Annotated in this window: 7 protein-coding genes; 3 read left to right on the top strand and 4 right to left on the bottom strand. The window is 69.2% G+C overall.

Annotated features, from left to right (window positions below; genetic code table 11):
- The first annotated feature begins 76 nt into the window (after positions 1 to 76).
- The 3 genes from ABZ345_RS37805 to ABZ345_RS37795 are packed head-to-tail and all read left to right on the top strand — an operon-like array spanning position 77 to position 13,733.
- Positions 77 to 8,872 carry a DNRLRE domain-containing protein gene (locus ABZ345_RS37805; RefSeq protein WP_359859610.1) on the top strand — a complete coding sequence of 2,932 codons (8,796 nt, stop codon included), beginning with the start codon at positions 77 to 79 and terminating at the stop codon, positions 8,870 to 8,872.
- The gene (locus ABZ345_RS37800; protein ID WP_359859581.1) at positions 8,850 to 9,356 is read left to right on the top strand and encodes a hypothetical protein; all 507 of its coding nucleotides are present in this window, start codon (positions 8,850 to 8,852) and stop codon (positions 9,354 to 9,356) included. The genes ABZ345_RS37805 and ABZ345_RS37800 overlap by 23 nt, the downstream gene beginning before the upstream one ends.
- A gap of 15 nt (positions 9,357 to 9,371) precedes the next feature.
- Positions 9,372 to 13,733 (top strand): ricin-type beta-trefoil lectin domain protein, encoded by a 4,362-nt coding sequence (locus tag ABZ345_RS37795; protein ID WP_359859579.1) that lies wholly within the window; start codon positions 9,372 to 9,374, stop codon positions 13,731 to 13,733.
- Positions 13,734 to 14,017: 284 nt separating this feature from the next.
- Here the strand turns inward: ABZ345_RS37795 and ABZ345_RS37790 are convergent, their stop codons facing one another.
- The 4 genes from ABZ345_RS37790 to ABZ345_RS37775 form a co-directional block, all read right to left on the bottom strand.
- Positions 14,018 to 14,473 carry a hypothetical protein gene (locus ABZ345_RS37790; protein ID WP_359859577.1) on the bottom strand — a complete coding sequence of 152 codons (456 nt, stop codon included), beginning with the start codon at positions 14,471 to 14,473 and terminating at the stop codon, positions 14,018 to 14,020.
- Between the two features lie 5 nt (positions 14,474 to 14,478).
- Positions 14,479 to 16,827 (bottom strand): hypothetical protein, encoded by a 2,349-nt coding sequence (locus ABZ345_RS37785; protein WP_359859575.1) that lies wholly within the window; start codon positions 16,825 to 16,827, stop codon positions 14,479 to 14,481.
- Positions 16,828 to 17,123: 296 nt separating this feature from the next.
- Positions 17,124 to 18,344 carry an NAD(P)/FAD-dependent oxidoreductase gene (locus ABZ345_RS37780; protein WP_359859573.1) on the bottom strand — a complete coding sequence of 407 codons (1,221 nt, stop codon included), beginning with the start codon at positions 18,342 to 18,344 and terminating at the stop codon, positions 17,124 to 17,126.
- A 365-nt stretch (positions 18,345 to 18,709) separates the two neighbouring features.
- A complete protein-coding gene (locus ABZ345_RS37775; RefSeq protein ID WP_359859571.1) occupies positions 18,710 to 19,678 on the bottom strand; it encodes an SDR family oxidoreductase in 969 nt (322 codons plus the stop codon).
- Between the last annotated feature and the right edge of the window lie 66 nt (positions 19,679 to 19,744).

Below are 19,744 nucleotides of genomic sequence, written 5' to 3'. Positions count from 1 at the left end.
GTGGGTCGCGTGACGCGACCTTCCGTCTGGGGGACAAGGGATGAGAACGCGTGGGCTTTGCGCTGCCTTCTTGGCGGTGCTGCTGGTGCTCGGCCTGGCCTCGTCCGCGGTGCCCGTGCTGCCGCCGCTGCCGCTCGGCGCCACCGCGTCGGCGCCGCGGCAGAGCAGCGGGTCGGCCGACGGACTCGATCCGCGGAGCAGGACCGGTGACACGGCGACGGCGCTGCAGGCGCCGGCGCACGACCAGGCGCGGCCGCCCGGCGCGGTGCCCGACACCGCGGAGAGACCTCCCGCCGGGCCGCAGCCGGACGTCACCGCGCAGCAACACGAGAAGCCCGTCGTGGCTCAGAAGTCGGACAAGCCTTCGATCGACGACAAGGCGAAGGAACGGCCGCAGGACCGCACCGAGAACACCGAGACGTTCGACAACCGCGACGGCTCACGGACGTTGCGCGTCCACTCAGGACAGTCGAACGTCCGGCAGCCGGACGGTTCGTGGGCGCCGATCGACCTCGCGCTCGGCGAGCGGAACAACCGGTGGCAGCCGAAGAACTCCCCGCGTGCCACCAGTTTCGGCCGCACCGCCCGTGACGCCGAGCTCGCCACCGTCGCGTTCGAGAAGGGCGCGATCTCCTACCGCCTCGACGACGCCGCCGACTCCCGCGGCACCGCCGACCAGCACACGATCACCTATCCCGCCGTGTTCCCCGGCGTCGACCTCAAGCTCACCGCGACCGACGGCGGGGCCAAGGAGGACCTGGTCCTCGCCTCGGCCCAGGCCAGGTCCACCTTCGGCTTCACCGTGCAGGCGCGTGACCTCACCCCGCGCCTGGCGGGCGGCGCCGTCGAGCTCGTCAACGGCGACAAGGTGATCGCCGTCATCCCGCGCGGGTTCGCGCTGGACGCCAAGCAGCAGCGCGTCGACACGAACTACGAGCTCGCCAAGAACGCCGACGGCACCTGGGCGCTGAAGATCGTGCTCGACCCGCAGTGGCTGGGCGATCCCGCCCGCTCGTTCCCCGTCGTGATCGACCCGACCGTCACCCAGCACAACGCCGACGACAGCGTCTACGTCACGCCGAGCAGCAGCGTCGACAATGCGCGCGAACTGCGCACCGGTTACGTCGACGGCCAGCTCTCCCGTTCGTACCTGCACTTCGGCACCAACGCTCTCAACGCCGTGCGCAACCAGTTCGTGCTCAGCGCCGCGCTGGTGGTAGAGGCCGCGTACACCACCACCTGCGCGCCCAGGTCCGTCTCCGTGTACGAGGTCACGCAGCCGTGGGACGCCACGACCACGCGGTGGCCCGGCGCGGCGGTCGGGAAGTCGTTGTCCAGCAAGGCCTTCGCTCACGGCGCCCCGTCGTGCCCCGCCGGGGCGTGGGAGACGTTGCCGCTCGACTACGACACGATGACCCGCTGGACGCACGGTCAGGCCCTCCAGCACGGCCTCGCGTTGCGCGCCTCGGACGAGACCGACCGCAACGGCATGCGGTTCGGGTCGGCCGGCTCGGCGGCCAAGCCGTACCTGGAGATCAGCTACGTCCCCGAGGGCGTCTCGTTCGAGCTGACCGACGTGACGCTCCCGTCGGCCAGCCGCGCCGGGAACATGAAGGTCAAGGTCACGAACTTCGGCTCCACCACGTGGACCAGCGGAGGTGGCTGGAAGTTCAGCTACATCATCAACCAGGGCAGCACCAGGATCCGCACCGCCTGCTGCTGGACGCAGAACGTGGCACCGGGCGCCACGGCGACGTTCGACGTGCCGATCGACCCGATCAACCCCGGTGACTACTCGGTCTTCCTGACCATGTTCAACCCGCAGAACAACGACTTCTTCGTCGCCTACGGGGTTCCCTACGGCCGCTTCGAGATCACCGTCCGCAACACCCCGCCGACGTCGAACCTGCAGCAACCCGGCGGAGGCGCGATCGTCCCGACGACCACCCCGACGCTCTACGCGGAAGGCGTGGACGACGACAGGTACCCCGGGAAGGGCCTGACCTACAAGTTCATCGTCTGCACCAACGCCGACCTCAGCGAGGGCTGCCAGGAATCCGCGTGGGGCGGGCAGTCGTGGGCGCCGTCCGGACTGTTCTGGAACCGCACGTACTTCTGGGGTGTCAAGGTCTACGACACCGTCGACGCCACGCCGTTCTGGGTCAGCGCCAAGGACAACGCGCGGTTGATGTTCACGCCGCGCATCCAGCAGCCGGAGATCACCTCGCACCTCGCGGGCAGCCCCAGCACGACGATCGGGCCCGGCCTCGACCCGCAGATCGGCAACTACTCCGCCGTCATGACCGACGCCGACGTCGACACCGTCGGCCCGGACCTCACCATCGGCCGCACCTACAACAGCCTGGACTCCCGCCGCGACACCGCGTTCGGCGTCGGCTGGTCGTCCAGAGTGGACATGCGGCTCGCGAAGGACCAGGACGGCAGCGAGAACGTCGTCATCACCTATCCGACCGGGCGGCAGGGGCGGTTCGGGCGCAACCCCGACGGCAGCTTCGCGCCACCGTCCGGCCAGAACTCCGACCTGGTCCTCAACACGGCCACCGGGCAGTACGTGCTGCGCGACGCCACCGGGAGCAGGTGGACGTTCGACATCCTCGGCAGGCTCGTCACGATCACGGACCCCGCCGGGCTCAGCGAGACGCTGACCTACGACACCAACGACCACGTCACCACGATCGCCAACGACACCAGCGGCCGCAGCCTCGCGCTGACCTGGCAGGGCAAGCACGTCTCGTCGGTGTCGGCCGCGGCACCCGAGACCGGCGGCCAGCCGCTGACCTGGACCTACACCTACGACGGCGACAAGCTCACGCAGTCCTGCGCTCCCGGCCAGGCGTGCACGACGCTGAAGTACCGCGCCGGATCGCACTACCGCAGCTCCGTGCTCGACGACAGCCCGTACGGCTACTGGCGGCTCGGCGAGACCAGCGGTGACACGTTCGCGAACGCGGCGGCCCGCCGGCCCGGTTCGGACGCGGGCCAGCAGCACGGCGTGCTGTTCGGAGGCGACGGCGCACTGGCGGGAAGCACCGACAGGTCCGGCACGTTCGACGGCACCGTCAGCTACGTGACGCTGCCGGACAACATCACCAACCAGACGATGTCGCTCGCAGCCGAGCTGTGGTTCAAGACCACCGCCCAGGGCACGTTGCTGAGCTACGCGGACCAGAGCTTCCCCACGGCGGCGGGCAACTCGACGCCGATCCTCTACGTCGGCACGGACGGCCTGCTCTACGGCGGGTTCGCGCGCCAGAACGCCTCCGGGCCGAGGCAGATCGTCACGACCGCGAAGGTCGACGACGGTCAGTGGCACCACGTCGTGCTGTCGGCGGCGATCGACACCCAGACGCTGTACCTCGACGGCACGGCGGCGGGCACCCTCTCCGGGTTCATCGACCACGGCAAGCAGGGCAGGCTGACGCTCGGCGGCGGCAGCGGCAAGGACTGGCCGGCCAGCAACAACGCGGACTTCTACTTCAGCGGTGCCGTCGACGAGGTCGCCGTATACCAGCACACGCTGGGCCCTCTCGCCGTCAGCCAGCACTTCCAGGCGGCGAAGTCGGCCGACGAGCTGACCGAACACCTGCTGCCACAGGACAACCGCAAGTACGTCACCCTCACCTACGACGACGTCAACGACCGCGTTCGCACCCTCACCGACCACGAGGGCCGCGCCTGGCGGCTGGACACGCCCGCACGGCAGGACGGCGTTCGCACAGCGGTGTTGCACGGACCGACGGGTTACGGCGACTGGACGTACACGTTCGACGCCGACAACGGTGGCCGGCTCGTCAACCGCACGCACGACAACGTCACGGCGAAGATCGAGTACAACACCGCGGGCTTCCCGTCCGCGACCGTCGACGAGAACAACCACCGCACCGAGCTCACGACCGACGAGCGCGGCAACGTCCTGAGCACCAAGAGGTGCCGCACCGCCGGATCGTGCAACACCAGCTACGCCACCTACCTCAAGCCCGCCGGCCCGCTCGACCCGCGTGCCGACCGGCTCGAGTCCACTTCGGACGCTCGCTCGTCCGGGCCGGCCGACACGCGCTTCCGCACCACCTACAGCTACGACGCGCTCGGCCGACCGGCCGGCGTGACGTACCCGACGCCGGACGGGCTCACGGCGGCGCCGACCGAGAGCACGGTCTACTCGACCGGCGCGGAAGACGCCGTGGGCGGCGGAAAGGTGCCCGCGGGCCTGCTGATCCGCAACACCGGCAAGCGCAACCAGGTCACCTCGCGGCGCTACACCGCCAAGGGCGACCTCGTCGAGCTCACCGACCCGGCCGGCCTGACGCTGCGCTACACCTACGACCTGCTGGGCAGGCAGAAGACCATCAGCCAGGTCAACTCCGGCGGTGCGACGCTGGGCACGACGACCTACGAGTACACGCCTCGCGGCCTGGTCTCGAAGGTCACCTCACCGAAGGTCGTCAACGCGGTCACCGGCGCGAGCCACACGTTGGTCGCCACCCACCAGTACGACGCCAACGGCAACACGACCGAGACGACTCTCGCGGACACCACACCCGGTGAGACCGCCCGCACCACGAAGTTCGGCTACGACGCCGGCGACCGGCTGGTGCGCACCGAGTACGCGGACCAGGGCGTGGAAACCCGTTCCTACACCGACAACGGGCTCACCGAGTCGGTCACCGACGTCCGCGGCACCACGTGGACCACGCGGTTCAACGAGTTCAGCAAGCCGCTCAACCGCGTCGCGAGCGGTGCGGGGGTGAACCCGGAGAACCCGGCCGCCACCTCGATGACGCTGGAGTCGCGGTCCTACGACCCGGCCGGGCGGCTCGCGTTCGTCACCGACGCCATGGGCAGGCTGACGAAGTACGGCTACTACGACGACGATCTGCCGGCGACGACCCAGGTCGCGAACGTGGTGGTGGACCAGCGTTCGTACGACCCGGCCGGCAACCTGACCGAGCAGATCGCGGCGGGTGGCGCGAAGACGACCTCCGCCTACGACCCGGCGGGCAACGTCGTCACGACCACGTTCGACCCGTCCGGGCTGAAGCGGTCGGTGTCGGCGAGCTACGACGCCGACGGCAACGCGCTGACGGTCGAACGCCGTGGTGCCGCCGACCCGAACCGCGTCGAGAAGACCGCCTACACCTACGACCTCTCGAACCGCCAGACGCGGGTGGACACCTACGTCGATGCCACCACCGTGCTGTCGACGTCGGCCACCTACGACGAACGCGGGCTTCTGGTCGAGAGCAACGACCGTCGCGGACTCAAGTCCACCTTCGAGTACGACCCGTCGGGCGCGCTGTACCGCTCCACCTCGCCGGGCACGGACGCGTGGGTCGGCGGAGTGCGCACGGCAGGGTTCAAGCGCACGGAAACCATGGGCTACAACGCGTTCGGCGAGGTCACGCACTCCCGTGACGCGACGGGCAACGTCACCACCACCGAACACGACGTCCTCGGGCGTGCCACGGCGGGCGTGCTGCCCGACTACACGCCGCCCGGTGGCACGACGATCAAGGGCGCCGCGACCCGCACCGAGTACGACCGCGCGGGCAACCCGGTGAAGTCGACCGACCCGTTGCAGCGCGTCCTGCAACGAACGTACGACCCGTACGGACGCGTGCTGACCGTGACGCTGCCGCAGGTCGGCGACAGCCCGAGCGTCGTCACGATGCACTACGACAAGGCCGGCGAGCTCGTCGCGCAGACGCGCCCAGGTGGTCCGGAGACCAGGTACACCTACGACGACCTCGGCCGCCAGGTGACCAGCACGCAGATCGACCGTTCATCGGGCAGGACCGCGTTCTTCACCACGACGACCGGGTACGACGACGCGAGCAACCCGCTCACCGTCACCAGCCCGCTCGACCACGTCACGTCGTCGACGTTCAACGCGGCGGGCGAGGTACTGTCCACAAAGGACGCAACCAACCGCGAGACCAAGTACGGGTACGACATCGCGGGACGCCAGGCTTCGGTGACCGACCCGTCGGGCATCACCGCGGCCACGACCTACGACCTCGCCGGACGTCCCGTGCGCGCGGCGACGGTGGTCGGCGGGCAGGAGAAGCGCGCGTCGAGCACGGTGTTCGACCCGGCGGGCAACGTCGTGCAGACGACCAGTGCGCAGGGCCGGGTCGTGACCTACGGCTACGACGAGCTGAGCCGGGTGGTGCAGCAGATCGAGAAGGTCGACGCGAACCACTCGATCACCACCTCGACCGGCTACGACAAGCTCGGCAACCGCAGCCGGTTCGTCGACGGCAACGGCCACGTCACGACGTTCACCTACACGCCGTGGGGACTGCCGGAGTCGGTGATCGACCCGCTCGACACGACGTTCACCACCTCCTACGACGCGGCCGGTCAGGCGGTCGCGACCAGCAAACCCGGCGGCGTCACGACCGCGAACACCTTCGACGCGCAGGGAAGGCTGACCCTCCAGACCGGTGCGGGCGCGACGGCGGCCACCTACGACCGCACCTTCGGCTACGACGCGGCAGGACGGCTGAACAAGGCCGGCGGCCCGAACGGTGACAGCACCTACCGCTACGACGACCGCGGCAACCTGCTGGAGACCCACGGCGCGGGCGGCGAGGCGGCGTTCTCCTACGACGCCGACGGCATGATGATCGGCCGCGTCGACGTCACCGGCACCGCGACGTTCGCCTACGACGCCGCCGGCCGGCTCGCCATGGTGCAGGACCCGCTGACCGGCCGGACCGCCGACTACGGCTACGACCTCGGCGGCAGGCTGTCCTCCGTCGCCGACCGCGTGGTGGCGGCCAAGACGTCCCGCGTCATCACCTACGACGAGCTGGGCCGCACGGCGAAGGACCGGGTCGTGCAGTCGATCGACGTCGGTGTGCCGCCACGCACGCTGATCGGCACCGACTACGGCTACGACCTCGACAACAAGATCACGTCCAAGAACGGCAACACCTACTCCTACGACGGTGCCGGCCGGCTCACGTCGTGGAGCAACGGAACCGCCACGACCGCCTACGGCTGGGACGACGCCGGCAACCGCACTTCGGCGGGGGACAAGACGTTCGTCTACGACGAGCGCAACCGCCTGAAGTCCGGTGACGGCGCGACCTACGGCTACTCGGCCCGCGGCACGCTGCAGACGACGACCCGTGGCGGCACCACGACGACGACGCAGCACGACGCGTTCGACCGGATGACCGCTGTGGGCGGGGTTTCCTACACCTACGACAGCCTCGACCGGGTCAGCGACCGCAACGGCACGAAGTTCCAGTACGCGGGCACGTCGAACGAGGCGGTGACCGACGGCAGCCGTTCCATCAGCCGGCTACCGGACGGAAGTGTGTTCTCGGACAAGGGTTCCGGCGTCGCGCGGATGCTCTACGCCGACCAGCACGGTGACGTGACGGGCCGGTACCTGAGCAACACCGTCGACGGGACGCGCACTTTCGACCCGTTCGGCACGGTGACGGCGTCGTCGGGTGACACGGCTTCCGTTGGCTACCAAGGGGACTGGACCGACTCGGAGTCGGGCGCGGTCAACATGTCCGCGCGCTGGTACCAGCCGGGGACGGGCGGGTTCGCCAGCCGTGACGACCTGACCGCGGACCCGTCGCCGTCCGGCGCCGCGAACCGGTACGCCTACGGCGCGGGCGATCCCGTGGCCAACAGCGACCCCGACGGGCACGACTGGATCAACGACGTCTGCGACCTCGGCATGAAGCGCACGGGGAAGGCCGTCGGGAAGTGGGCGAAGAGGGCCGTCAAGGCCGGTGGTGTCATCTCCACCTTCCTCGACCAGATGATCTGCAACGCCCCGTCGGTCGCCGGGGAGTGCAGCTCCACCATCTACGACTCGCGGCACCGCGTCTGTCCCGGCAAGGAGTGGATGGTCCCGCACTACTGGAAGGGCGGCAACGAGGAGCCCATCCGGGTCGGTGACTGCCGGTACTTCGTGCACGGCTGCCAGTCCAGCACCCCGACGCCGAAGACCGGTCCCAGCGGTCCGAGTGGTCCCGGCAACCGCAGCAAGGGCCACAAGGTCGTTCCGCCACGCGCCAAGCCGAAGCCCCCGCCGCCACCGCCGTGGGTCGTCATCATCGACCACCCGCTGCCGCGCCCACCGGTCGGCGTAGGTCTGGTGCCGGTACCCACGACCTTCGACCCGACTGGTCCGCTGACCAGGATCATCGACCTGACTGGGAAGTTCCTCCAGGACGCCACCCAGGTCACCGGGGTACTCGTGGGGATCGCCCACGAGATCATCTCGACGATCCAGGACTTCTCGGACCTGCTGCCCGATCCCGGCGACGCGAAGGGCGTGGTCGCCGAAGACCTGACCGAGGACGAGCAGGACTGCTTCGGGTCCACACAGGACACCGTCGAGAACGACGCAGCCCAGCAGATCGACTTCCAGGGGCCCGGCGCGTACCCCGGCAAGCGGCGTGGCTGGCCAGCGATGAGGGCTACCGGCGGAACCGCGTGCATCGGTTCTCTCAACGGTGTCAAGCGGAAGAAGCAGCAGACCCCGGTCGGCTACATCTCAGGACAGCACGACCGCAGTCACCTGATCGGGCACCAGTTCGGCGGCAGCAACAAGCGGATCAACATGGTGCCGCTCGACAAGGAGGTGAACGAGGTGGACATGCTCGGCGTCGAGAACGAGGTCGCGAAGGCGATCCAGGACGGCAACCGCGTGTACTACCGGGTGGTCGCGAACTACGCCAAACCGAACGACGCGGTGCCCATATCGATCACCATCCACGCCCGCGGCAGCAGGAACTTCCGGTGCGACGTGACGATCGAGAACCCGTATCCGTCGAACGGCTATCCAGGAGGAAAGCTCAATGGCACCCGCCCGGCCTGTTGACGAGCTCGCGGAACTGACGGGGTGGACCGGTCGTGCCGAGGCCGGATCTGCCTGGGACGTGGTGGAATCCGCACTGGGGCTGAGGCTCCCGGCGGACGTGAAGGAGCTTTCGGAGCGGTTTCCCACCGGCTCGTTCTGCTCCTTCGTGGAGATCTACGCACCGCCGGAAGCGTTCCTCGCGGAGCTGCGGGACGCCCTGGAGTTGCTGGAGGAGCAGGACGACCTGCCGTATCCGGTGCATCCCGCGCCCGGCGGGTTGCTGCCGTGGGCCGGGACGACGGAGGGCCACACGCTGTGCTGGCTCACCGCGCATCCCGACCCCGATCGCTGGCCGATCGTCTTCTGCGACGACGGGTTCGAGCACTGGGGTGAGTACTCCGGTGGTGCGGTCGCCTTCCTGCGCGACCTGATGTCGGGGCGGTTCCGCCACGACCTGTTCGACGAGCACCTCGAGGGGTGCGAACCCGTGTTCGATCCGATCTAGGAAATGGACCCGATGATGAGAACACTGCGACGTGCGGTCGTTGTGACCGTTGGGGTCGCGCTTGCGGTGTCCGGTGCTGTCGCGCCGGTGAACGCGGCGCCCAGACCTGTGCTGCCCGTGCACCAGGGGGAGAAGGTCGCGAAGGACAAGCGCGGCCGCGTTCTGCTGGAGGTGCGGGGAAGCCGGCTCAAGGAGGCGGCGGCCGTGCTCGGCGGCGAGGTGACCGTGCAGCACGACGACCGCGCGCAGATCGCCGTTCCCGAGAACCGCGTGGCCGATCTGGTGAAGAACAAGTCCGTTGTGGACGTTCGCAGGCCGCAACGCGCGGTGCCCATGGCGTTGTCCGAGGGCTTCGACGTCTCCGGTGCCCGGCAGTGGGTCACGGCGGGCAAGACCGGTCAGAACGTGAAGGTCGGCGTCATCGACGTCGGGTTCTCGAGCCTGGACGAGGCCAAGGGCGAGGGTGACGTCCCGGCCGACGTGCAGGTGAACAACAGCGGTTGCCGTGACGCCACGAAGAACGAGGAGCACGGCACGGCGGTCGCCGAGGTCGTGCACGACATGGCGCCCGGCGCGAAGCTGTTCCTCGCGTGCGTCGACGGCCCGCTGGACTTCGGGCCTGCCACGGACTGGTTGCGGCAGCAGGGCGTTCAGGTGATCACCGCCGCGATCGGGTTCCTGACCTCCGGCCGCGGCGACGGCACCGGTGAGCCCGGCAGCCCCGCCGACGTCGTGCGGCAGGCGCGTCAGGCCGGTGTGCTGTGGTCGGTCGCGGCGGGCAACCTCGGCCTGAACCACTTCAGCGGCAACGCCACCGACGCCAACGGTGACGGGTTCGTCGAGTTCAGCGGCACCGGGCAGAACAACGGGTTCACCCTCGGCTCTGGCAGGACCACCACGGTCGGCCTGCGCTGGGACGCGTGGCCGAAGACCGCGGAGGACCTCGACCTCTACGTCATGAAGGGTTCCCAGGCGCCGACCGGGCCTTCCGATCCGCAGATCATCGCCTCGTCGCTGAACAACCAGCGCGACGTCGTGGGCGGTGCCCGGCCGACCGAGGAGGTGACCTTCAAGAACCCGACGGGCAGCACCCAGCCGTACTGGATCTACGTCAAGAACAACACGGCGAAGTTCACCACCCGCTTCGACCTCTTCGCCGCCGTCCCCGACGAGAACCCCTTGCAGTTCAACACCCCCGCCGGCAGCGTCACCGAGCCCGCGACCTCGCCGTACGTGATCGCGGTCGGCGGCACCAATCCCGGCAGCGGCGTCGTGCCGTCCTACTCGGGCCGCGGCCCGACGATCGACGGCAGGACGAAGCCGGACATCACCGGGTTCGACAAGGTCACCACCACGACGTACGGCCAGGAGAACTTCGGCGGCACGTCCGCGGCGGCGGCCCACGTGGCCGGTGCGGCGGCGTTGTTCAAGGGCGCCTTCCCGGCGCTCGACGCCTCGCAGATCCAGACCGAGCTGCAGGCGCGGACCAGCCCGCACAAGAACGACAACACCTGGGGCAGCGGTGTGCTGGCGATGGGGTCGCCGAACAACGCCCCGGTCATCACCGGCTCCGCCTACAACCCGTTGCCGACGCCGGTGCAGATCCAGGGCAGGACGTACGCGGCCAACGAGGTCTTCACGCTCCCGGTGCCGAACATCACCAGCGACGCCACCGCCGTGGTGTTCAACCTCGCGGCGAAGACCGACGGGTTGTCCGAGATCGAGAGCGGCGTCGACGTCTTCCCCACGGACCCGGCGTCCTCCACGTCGAAGGCGACGACGGTCCGCGTGCGGCCCGATGACGACTACGTGTCCACCCTGGTCGTGGCGAAGATCGGCCCCGACCGCGCCATCCGGTTGCGTGCCGGAGCGGGACCGGTGGACGTCCAGCTCGACATGCTCGGCTACTTCAGCCCCACGGCGGCCTCGACGTACGTGGCGAGCCCGCAGCCGGTCCGCGTGCTCGACACCCGCGGCTACAACGGCAGCCCGCGCAACACCCCGCTCGCTTCCGGCGAGGTCCAGCTCATCAAGGCCCGCGGTGCCAACGGCATCCCGGACAACGCCACCGCGGTCGTGGTCAACCTGACCGGCACCGAGTCGACGACCGGCACAGGGTTCGGGCTCTACGCCCAGGACAGCGCGGGCACGTCGCTGAACGTCGGCCGCAACGAACGCCGCTCGAACACCTCGATCGTCACGATCGGCGCGGACGGCAACTTCCGGCTGCGCAACGGCAGCGGCCAGGTGCACGCGATGGTCGACGTCCTCGGCTGGTTCGTCGCCGGCGGTGGGGGAGCGCGGTACGTGCCGCTGACCGAGGCGACCCGGATCGCCGACACCACAACGGGAACCGGCGGCCGGACCACCCCGCTGGGCCAGGGCGAGACCACGACGTTCCAGGTGACCGGAGCCGCGGGTGTCCCGGTGAACGCCACCTCGGCCGTGCTCATGCCGTCGGTGCAGGACGACCTTCGCGGCACCGAACTGTCGCTGGCACCGGCGGAGATCGGCAGCTCGCCGGCCACCGCGATCACGACCACGCAGCGCCAACGCCTGTCCACCACCACGTTCACGCCACTGGGCGCGAGCGGCAAGGTGGCCGTGCGCAACGAGCGGGGCAACTCGTTCTTGGCGCTCGACGCCCAGGGCTACTTCGTCGGTGGTGCGCAGGTCGGCAACGGCGACTGCGCCGCACCGGTCAACGAGCAGGGCTTCACCAGCGCGTTCGACGGCAGGCTCGAGTCGAACCTGTCGGCGTGGCGGACGGCCGGCACCACCCCGGTGCAGGCGAGCGGGTGTGAGATCACCACGACCTCGACCCGTGATGTCACGTGGTACGCCGCCCGCACGATGGGCATGGACTACACGGTGAAGCTGGACTGGCTGGCCACCGGTGCGTCGTCGGACTCCGGTGTGTTCGTGCTGTTCGACGATCCGGGCTCGGTGGCGACCGCGCCGGCGGACCGGGGCGTGAAGGTGCCGATCTCGCCGTTGTCGACGGGCGCGGTCGAACCAGGCAAGAAGCAGGACATCGATGCCGCCAAGCCGGTCGGGCAGTGGAACACCTACGAGATCACCGTTGCGTTCAACATGGTAACCGTGGTGCTCAACGGCCAGCAGGTCAACCGTTACGTCGTCACCGACCCGAACCGCGTGCACAACGACGGCTACATCGGACTTCAGAACAGCGGCACCTCCGCGCCGGTGAAGTTCCGCAACGTCAGGGTCAAACGCAACACCGCCGTGCGCAACGGTGCGATGGTCGGCGTCAACAACCGATGCCTGGACCTTCCGAGCTACGACCCGGCCGCCGTGCGGATGCATATGTGGGACTGCAACAACTTGCCGAACCAGCGCTGGACGTTCCTCGGCGACGGCCGTATCGACAACCTGGGTCAGTGCCTGGGCCTGGAGAACGGCGGCACGGCGGCGGGCACCCTGGTGACGTTGCAGAGTTGCACCACGGAGAACCCGCAGCAGTGGGTCGTCCGCCCGGACGGCGCGATCATCAGCGTCCGCTCCGGCAGGTGCCTCGCGCCCGCGAGCACGGACCTCGGCGCGCTGCTGACGATCCAGGACTGCACCGGTGCCGCGACCCAGGTGTGGCGGATTCCCGACCAGCACGGCCAATGGGGCGCGTTCTCCAACCCTTCCGGCAAGTGCCTGGACGTCCACAACAACGACGCGAACAACAAGAAGGTCCAGCCGTGGGGCTGCCACGGCGGGGCCGCGCAGTGGTGGAGCATCGTGGGCGACGGCCGGATCGCGTCGTCGGGCCGGTGCCTGGACGCCACGAACGGCAGCGTGACCCTGCAGGACTGCAACGGCACCCGCAACCAGAACTGGACCGCTCAGGCCGACGGCACCGTGCTGAACGAGGCGACAAACCGCTGTCTCACCGCCGCCTCCGCCACCAACGGCGCCGCGTACACCGTGCAGGACTGCACGCGCGCTCCGTTGCAGCTGTGGAGGTTCGGCGCGACGACCCTGTGGAGCGGATTCCTGGTGGGGATCGGGGGCAAGTGCGCCGACGTCGCGGGCGAGGATCCGGCCAACGTCACCGTCTGGCTCTGGGAGTGTTACGGCCCGGTCGGTGAGACCTACGTGGGTCTGGACGACGGCACCGTCCGCGCCATCGGCGTGTGCACCGACGTCGGTGCCCTCGGCAACGGCACCGGGGTCGGCGTCGTCAACTGCCACGGCGGCCTGAGCCAGCAGTGGTCGATCCGCCCGGACGGCACATTGGTCAACATCGAGTCCAACCGGTGCATGGACGTGGAGGCGGGCAACACGGCCAACGGCACCAAGATCCAGCTGTGGGACTGCGTCGGCACCCCGCAGCAACGGTGGTCGGTTCCGCTGAGCGCGAGCTGACCACCGGCGTGGGAGGCGGGGCCCAACCCCAAGCCCGCCTCCCACGTGGGATCGTCGTTGCCGCCAGGCGATCCCGGCACGCTGTCGCGGTGCGCGGTCACCATGACAACGCCGTTGTCCCGCCACGGAAAGGTGCCCGATCGTTCCGCGCGCATGCGGTAACTCGATCAGCGGCATGAGCGGATGTTCGTGGAATCAGAGCAGGTGGCTGATCCAGGTTGCGAGATGTAGTTGGTGTTGCCTGGTCAGAGCACATGGTGGTCTGTGGGTGGGCGTTGTGTTCGTCACCGTTCAGACAAGGCGGACCGTACCCGGTCACGGAGGTCGAGCCAGGCGCTGATGAACCGGTTGGCGTCGACCTCGACGGTGCGCCCGGCCAGGGGTGCGAACTGTGCGGGGGCCGTGTGGCCAGGCTGGAAGCTGACCGTCACGGCCTCGCCGGTGCGCGACAGCGCGAGTCGCAGGCTCGTGCCCTGGGCGGCGAAGATCAGTTCGCTTGCCCCGCCCTGGGTCTCCAATGTGCTCACCAGTTCGTCGACGTCGTCATAGACATGACGAAGGTCGTCGAGGTCCAACTCGATCGCGAGGTCGCCGAAGTGGAGGGTCAGTGGGCCATCGAACTCGGCCACGAACCGGAAAAGTGCCCGCATCTCCGCGCTCCACAGTGCGACGCCGGCCTCGTCGAAATGGCGTGGCGGCCGTCGCGGCTCCCAGCTGGTGGTGATCGAGAAGGGCACCATCCGGGTCACTGTATCGGGTAACTGGTAGCGAGAGTGCCGTCGGCGCGGCGCCACACGAACACGCGCTGCACATCGCTGATGACGCTTCCGTCGGGTTGGAAGACCCGGCCCACGGGACGGCCCATGTGGACGACGTGCTCGCCCGGTATCGCCGGCGCCCGTCGTTCCGCCTCGACGATCAGCGCGTTGTCATAGAACTGGCTGTCGGGCTCGTGCCGGCCGCCCCTGCGGGTGCTCATCGCCCGTTCCCGGAAGTCGTTGCTGTTGAGATGGGCGCCGTGCTCGCTGTGGGAGTGCCCGTAGGACGGTGACGCCGGGTCCCCCCAGCGGCCGGGCAGGCCGTGCCCCGGCTGATCGGCCGGCGTGACCAGTTCCCGCGGCGCCGCCGACCGCCCGGCCGCGGCGTCGCGAATCAGCTTGCGCAGGTGGTTGGCGCTCGCCGCACCCTCCACCTGAGCAATCGCCGCGTCAAGGTTGGCCCGGCCGGCGTGGAAATGCTCCTTCAACAACAACTCGTCGGTGTAGTTGAGGTTGCGCAACCGTCCGAGCACGCCGTGGATCCGCGCTACCTCGGTCGCCGTGGCGGTTTCGGGGATACAGGGGCTGGCGCACCGGGTGAGCAGGTTGCGCACCCTGGGATCCATCTCCCGGTAGAAGCGGCGCAGGTTCGGCCTTTCCCGGAGCAGCGCCTGGGTCTCCTCGTTGAGGGACCGTTCCCACGGGCTCAGCGTCGCCTCGAGCGCGGCCCGCTCGGCGGCCGGTGCCTCGCGCATGGCCCGCCGCATCGCCTGTTCCTCGCTCAGCGCCGGGTTCGCGGCCCGGATGCGCTGGCTGCGGGCATGCAACACGGAGACCCCGCGCGCCACGCCGGCCGTAACGAGCGTGGTGAGGATCTGGATGCCGCCGCCGGTGAGCACCCTGGCCATCCGACCGGCAGCGTGCTGCATGGCGACGGCGGACCGGGCGGCGACCGCATCCCGGAACGCCAGACCCAGCTCGGCGATCTGACTCAGCACGTCCGCGCCGAGCTTGGCGATCAGGTAGATGTCGACCGCCACGTCAACGAACGGGATCAGCTGCAGCATCAGGATGACGCCGAGCTCGGCGAGGATTGCCGGGCCATTGGCGATCAACCCGTCGAGTACCTCCCCAGCCGCGGAACTAACGTAGCCGGCGGCCGACATCCAGCGGAACGCCATCGCGATCCGATCGCCGTCGCTCGCCGCGCCGATCTGACCGTCGGCGGCGCGCAGCGCGCCGTCGAACAGCTCCGATCCCTGGGACCAGCCGCTGAGGATGCCGAGCAGGCCGATCAGCGCGCCGCCCATGCCGGCCACGAGCGCGGTGTCGGCGAGCCCGACCGAATCCGCCTGAATGGACTGCAGCTCCGCGTCCGACTTCGCCATGCGCTCCCTGGCCCTGGCCGGCAGCTCACGCAGAATTCGCTGTTTGTTCTGGATGAAGTCCTGGTAGTCGTGAAACCTTGGGACATGGGTGCCGTCCGCGACCGCCTCGGCCACCTGGTTCGCGATCCTCTCCCAGGTGAGCGCGAAGTTCCCGTAGAACCGCAGCTGAGCCCAGCGGGCCGTGGCGCGGGCGAAGTCACCAACGGCGTCCCCGGCCGGCAGGTCCGTATGGGCAAGGCGCAGCGTGACGCGGCTGAGCTCAGGCAGCTCCGCCAAGGGCACCGGGAGTCCCTTGTCCACCAGGCGCGGCGGCAGCCCTTTCGCCTGCGTGTTCAGCGCCTCGAACGCCGGGCGCAGTTCCCCCATGACCGCGACGGGATCGATGCCCAGAGTCAGCGCCGCGTGAACGCGACCGGACCAGGTGAGCGGGAAACCTTTGGGGGTCGTTGCCAACGCCAACTCCGCGCCGGCCGGGCTGAACTCGGAGAGGGTGCCCAATTCTGTTCTGGCCTGCTGCCGCATGCGTGCGATGAACTCGTTGACCTGAGCTTGTGTTTCGAATCGCGGGTGCGGACGAGTTCGCAGCAGCAGGTCGACCCGACTGGCATAGGCGCGCAGACCCAGGTCGCCATCCTGCGCAGCGTCCTGCTGCACTGATTCGATCTCGCGGTCGAACCGCGCGACAAGCTCCGGATCCCCCTCCTCGTTTCGCTGGACCTGTGGTGCGGCGCCGTCCTGCTCCTGATCGTCCGCCTGGCAGGCCGAACAATCGGTGCACCCCGGCCCGCAGGTCCGCTGCACGAGCAATCGAGTCACGGCCGCATTCCCCGCGGCCCGCTGCAGCCCGATCAACGCGGCCGGGCCCCTTGCCGCCTGGGCTGGCTTGCCCGCCGGACCCTTCCGGTCAGACCCGACCGTCAATGCGGGCGAGTGCAGCCGGCCGTACACCGGCACTCACCTTCGTCGACCATCACACCAGCCTCGCACGCCGTCATAGCCCGCGATACTCCCTTGCGGGCAAGCCGGAAGACACAAACGGATGCCCACACGGGCACCCAGTGGCCCCTGCGTCCGGAGTCGGTCACGCGAGTGCCATGGATCAATGACGGATCCGGTAGGCACGCGCTCATCGGCAGAAGTGGATGTCCGGCGTCGTACCCGATCAGCGGCATGTGCGGATGTTTGGCGGCTGTCGGCAGTTGGTGCTGTGGCGCCAATTGCCGACAGCACGGCGTCAGCACCCGTTAGTCAGGCAGGGCGTTCTGGGCCATGCGCTGCTGGCCGATCCGGGCTGCCTGCCGCACGACGGAGAACCCGTAGGCGGTCATCTCACGCTCGTAGCCCGCCAAAGCCTCGGCCAAGGGCAGATGGCCATGAACGACGTCCTTGAGCGCGCGACCGAGTAGGGCGCCATCCCGCATCGCGACGTTGGCCCCTCGCCCCAAAGTGGGGGTCATCGCGTGGATCGCGTCACCGAGCAGGGTGACGCGGGCAGGCGCGTCCAGCGTGGCCGGCACACAGGTGTACATCTCGACGAGGAAGAACGAGGCCGCGTCCGCGTTACCGACGACCTCAGCGGCACCGCCGGGCCAGTCCTGCAGGAGCCCAGCGGCGATCCCGCGCAGTTGCTCCGCCGGAAGCGCGCGCATCGCCGCGGCGGTGGCCGGAAAGAACTCGTGGCGGCCGCCGACGATGCTCACCACGTAGTCGTCCTGATCGGACATGCTCGTCCCCAGGGCGAACTGCTGTGCGGCCTGGGCGGGAGAGGTCGGGAAGCGCACCGAACCGAGCCCGAGGAAGACCTTCCGTTCGTCCGAGGCGATCGTGAAGATGTCAGTGAGGGTCTCGACCGGTACCAGTGGTTCGGCGACGGCCATCGGCAGGCGTCCGTAGATCGCGGTGATGCCCGCGTCGACGGTCTCGCATCGCGGGGCCCTGTGCCGGCGGACGGTCGAACGGACACCGTCCGCGCCGACCAGGACGTCACCGTGCGCCGTGGAGCCGTCGGTGAAGTACGCGGTCACCCCGTAGGCGGTGTTCTCGTAGCGCTGCACCGTTTTGCCGAAGTGCACCGCGTCCTCCAGGCCGGCGAGCAGGATCTGGCGCAGCGTCGCCCGGTCGACGTTCGCGTGGATGGCGGGGCCGTCGTGTGCGGGCCAGACCTGGCCGTGGTCATCCCGCGCCGGCAGGCGTTTGAGGACCGACAGGTCGGTGCCCAGGATCGTGGTGAACGGCTCGGTGTACTGGGCCGTCGCCTCGAACACGGCGTACAGCTGGGCTGGGAGCACCTCTCGCGCGGCGTTGATCGCGTCGGCGTCCAGGTGCAGGCGGTAGCCCTGCGGCCGGTCCCACGGGCCCGCGTCGCGTTCGAAGACCGCGACGTCGATTCCGTGTCCCCGCAGCGACTGGGCAAGGGTGAGGCCGCCGAGACCGGCGCCAACGACAAGAACCTTCAGCTCAGGCATGATCCGTCCCTTGTGCGTGATCGACAAAGGACGCACAGGTGGCCCATGACCAGGCACGTGCACGAACACCGGAGCGTCACCCGGACTACCTACCGGGCAGTGGCTTTCGTACGTCGTGACGGACCGTAACGCCCGGTGGCGCGCTCGACAAGCCGGGGCCGACCGTGGCGTGTCGGTGCCACCAACCCGCCCGAACTGGGTGAGATTGCTGGAAACGAGTCTCCGCTGACGACGACCGCACGAGCGAGCATCACTGAGAACCACCGCTCGTTGGCATGAGCGCATCCGAGCAACGCGATCAGCGGCATGAAAGGACGTTGCACGACTCGATGGCAGTGGATCTTCACAGGCCGGAGCTTTGCGGGTCAGTTCTGGTTGTGCTCGTGCGGGTCGTGACGGGGCAGCCAGATCTCCTCGGCGCGGATGCTGGCTTGCGGGGTGAAGTAGTCGCCGGTCTTGAGGTCCTCCAGCAACGTCGCGTGCTGCGGCGCCCAGCCCAGCAGCGCCTGGGTGTGCTCGCTGGAGACGGGCACGTCGAGGGAGAAGAACCTGGCCAGGAAAGGGTTTCCGAGATGTTCGGCGGCCCGTTCGAGGGTCAGCGAGGCGGTGGGGATGTCGAGCATCTCTGCGACCTGCTCCGCGATGCTCTTGATCGTGACGGCGCTTTCGCCGACGCCGTGCAGCACGCTGCCGGCGGGAGCTTTCTCCAATGCCAATCGGAAGAGGCGTGCGGCGTCGGCGCGGTGGATGGCGGGCCAACGATTGACGCCGTCACCGATGTAAGCCGAGACGCCTGACCTGCGCGCGGCCGCGATGAGCGCTGGAATGAACCCGTAGTCGCCCAGGCCGTGCACGGTCGGCGCGAGGCGCACGACGCTGGCTCGGACCCCTAGATCGGCGAAGCCCAGACAAGCCTGCTCGCCCGGGATGCGAAAGGCGGCGACCGAATCGGGATCCGGCGCGTCCTGCTCGGTGCTGATCCGGCCGGCCTTCGTCACCAACGTGCCCGAGGTGCTGACGAAGGGCCTGCCGGATCCGGCCAGTGCCTGCCCGAGCGCCTCGATCGCGGCGCGGTCGCGGCGGATGAGGTCGTCCGGATCGGCGTAGTCGCCGCCGTATGCCATGTGCAGGACGCCGTCGGCGGCGTCGGCGCCGCGGCGCAGGCTGTCGAGGTCTTCCAGGCTGCCGCGGTGGGGTGTGGCGCCCAGCGACTCCAGTCGAGCGGTGGCGGCGTCCGAGCGGGCTAGACCGGTGACGGTGTGACCGGCCGCGACGAGCTCGGCGACGACGGTGGGGCCGGTCTGGCCGGTTCCACCGGTGACGAAGACACGCATGAAGACCCTCCCATGTAGCGCCAGCGACTGGCGATAAGTAGTGTCAGTGACTGACTCTACGGGTTG

This window comes from Lentzea sp. NPDC005914 (assembly GCF_040629405.1).
GTDB lineage: Bacteria > Actinomycetota > Actinomycetes > Mycobacteriales > Pseudonocardiaceae > Lentzea.
This window is presented reverse-complemented; position numbering and strand designations above follow the sequence as displayed.

Coding starts and splice junctions, on each gene's coding strand:
- ABZ345_RS37800 (WP_359859581.1), top strand. CDS start 8,850: ATGGCACCCGCCCGGCCTGTTGACGAGCTCGCGGAACTGACGGGGTGG.
- ABZ345_RS37795 (WP_359859579.1), top strand. CDS start 9,372: ATGAGAACACTGCGACGTGCGGTCGTTGTGACCGTTGGGGTCGCGCTT.
- ABZ345_RS37790 (WP_359859577.1), bottom strand. CDS start 14,473: ATGGTGCCCTTCTCGATCACCACCAGCTGGGAGCCGCGACGGCCGCCA.
- ABZ345_RS37780 (WP_359859573.1), bottom strand. CDS start 18,344: ATGCCTGAGCTGAAGGTTCTTGTCGTTGGCGCCGGTCTCGGCGGCCTC.
- ABZ345_RS37775 (WP_359859571.1), bottom strand. CDS start 19,678: ATGCGTGTCTTCGTCACCGGTGGAACCGGCCAGACCGGCCCCACCGTC.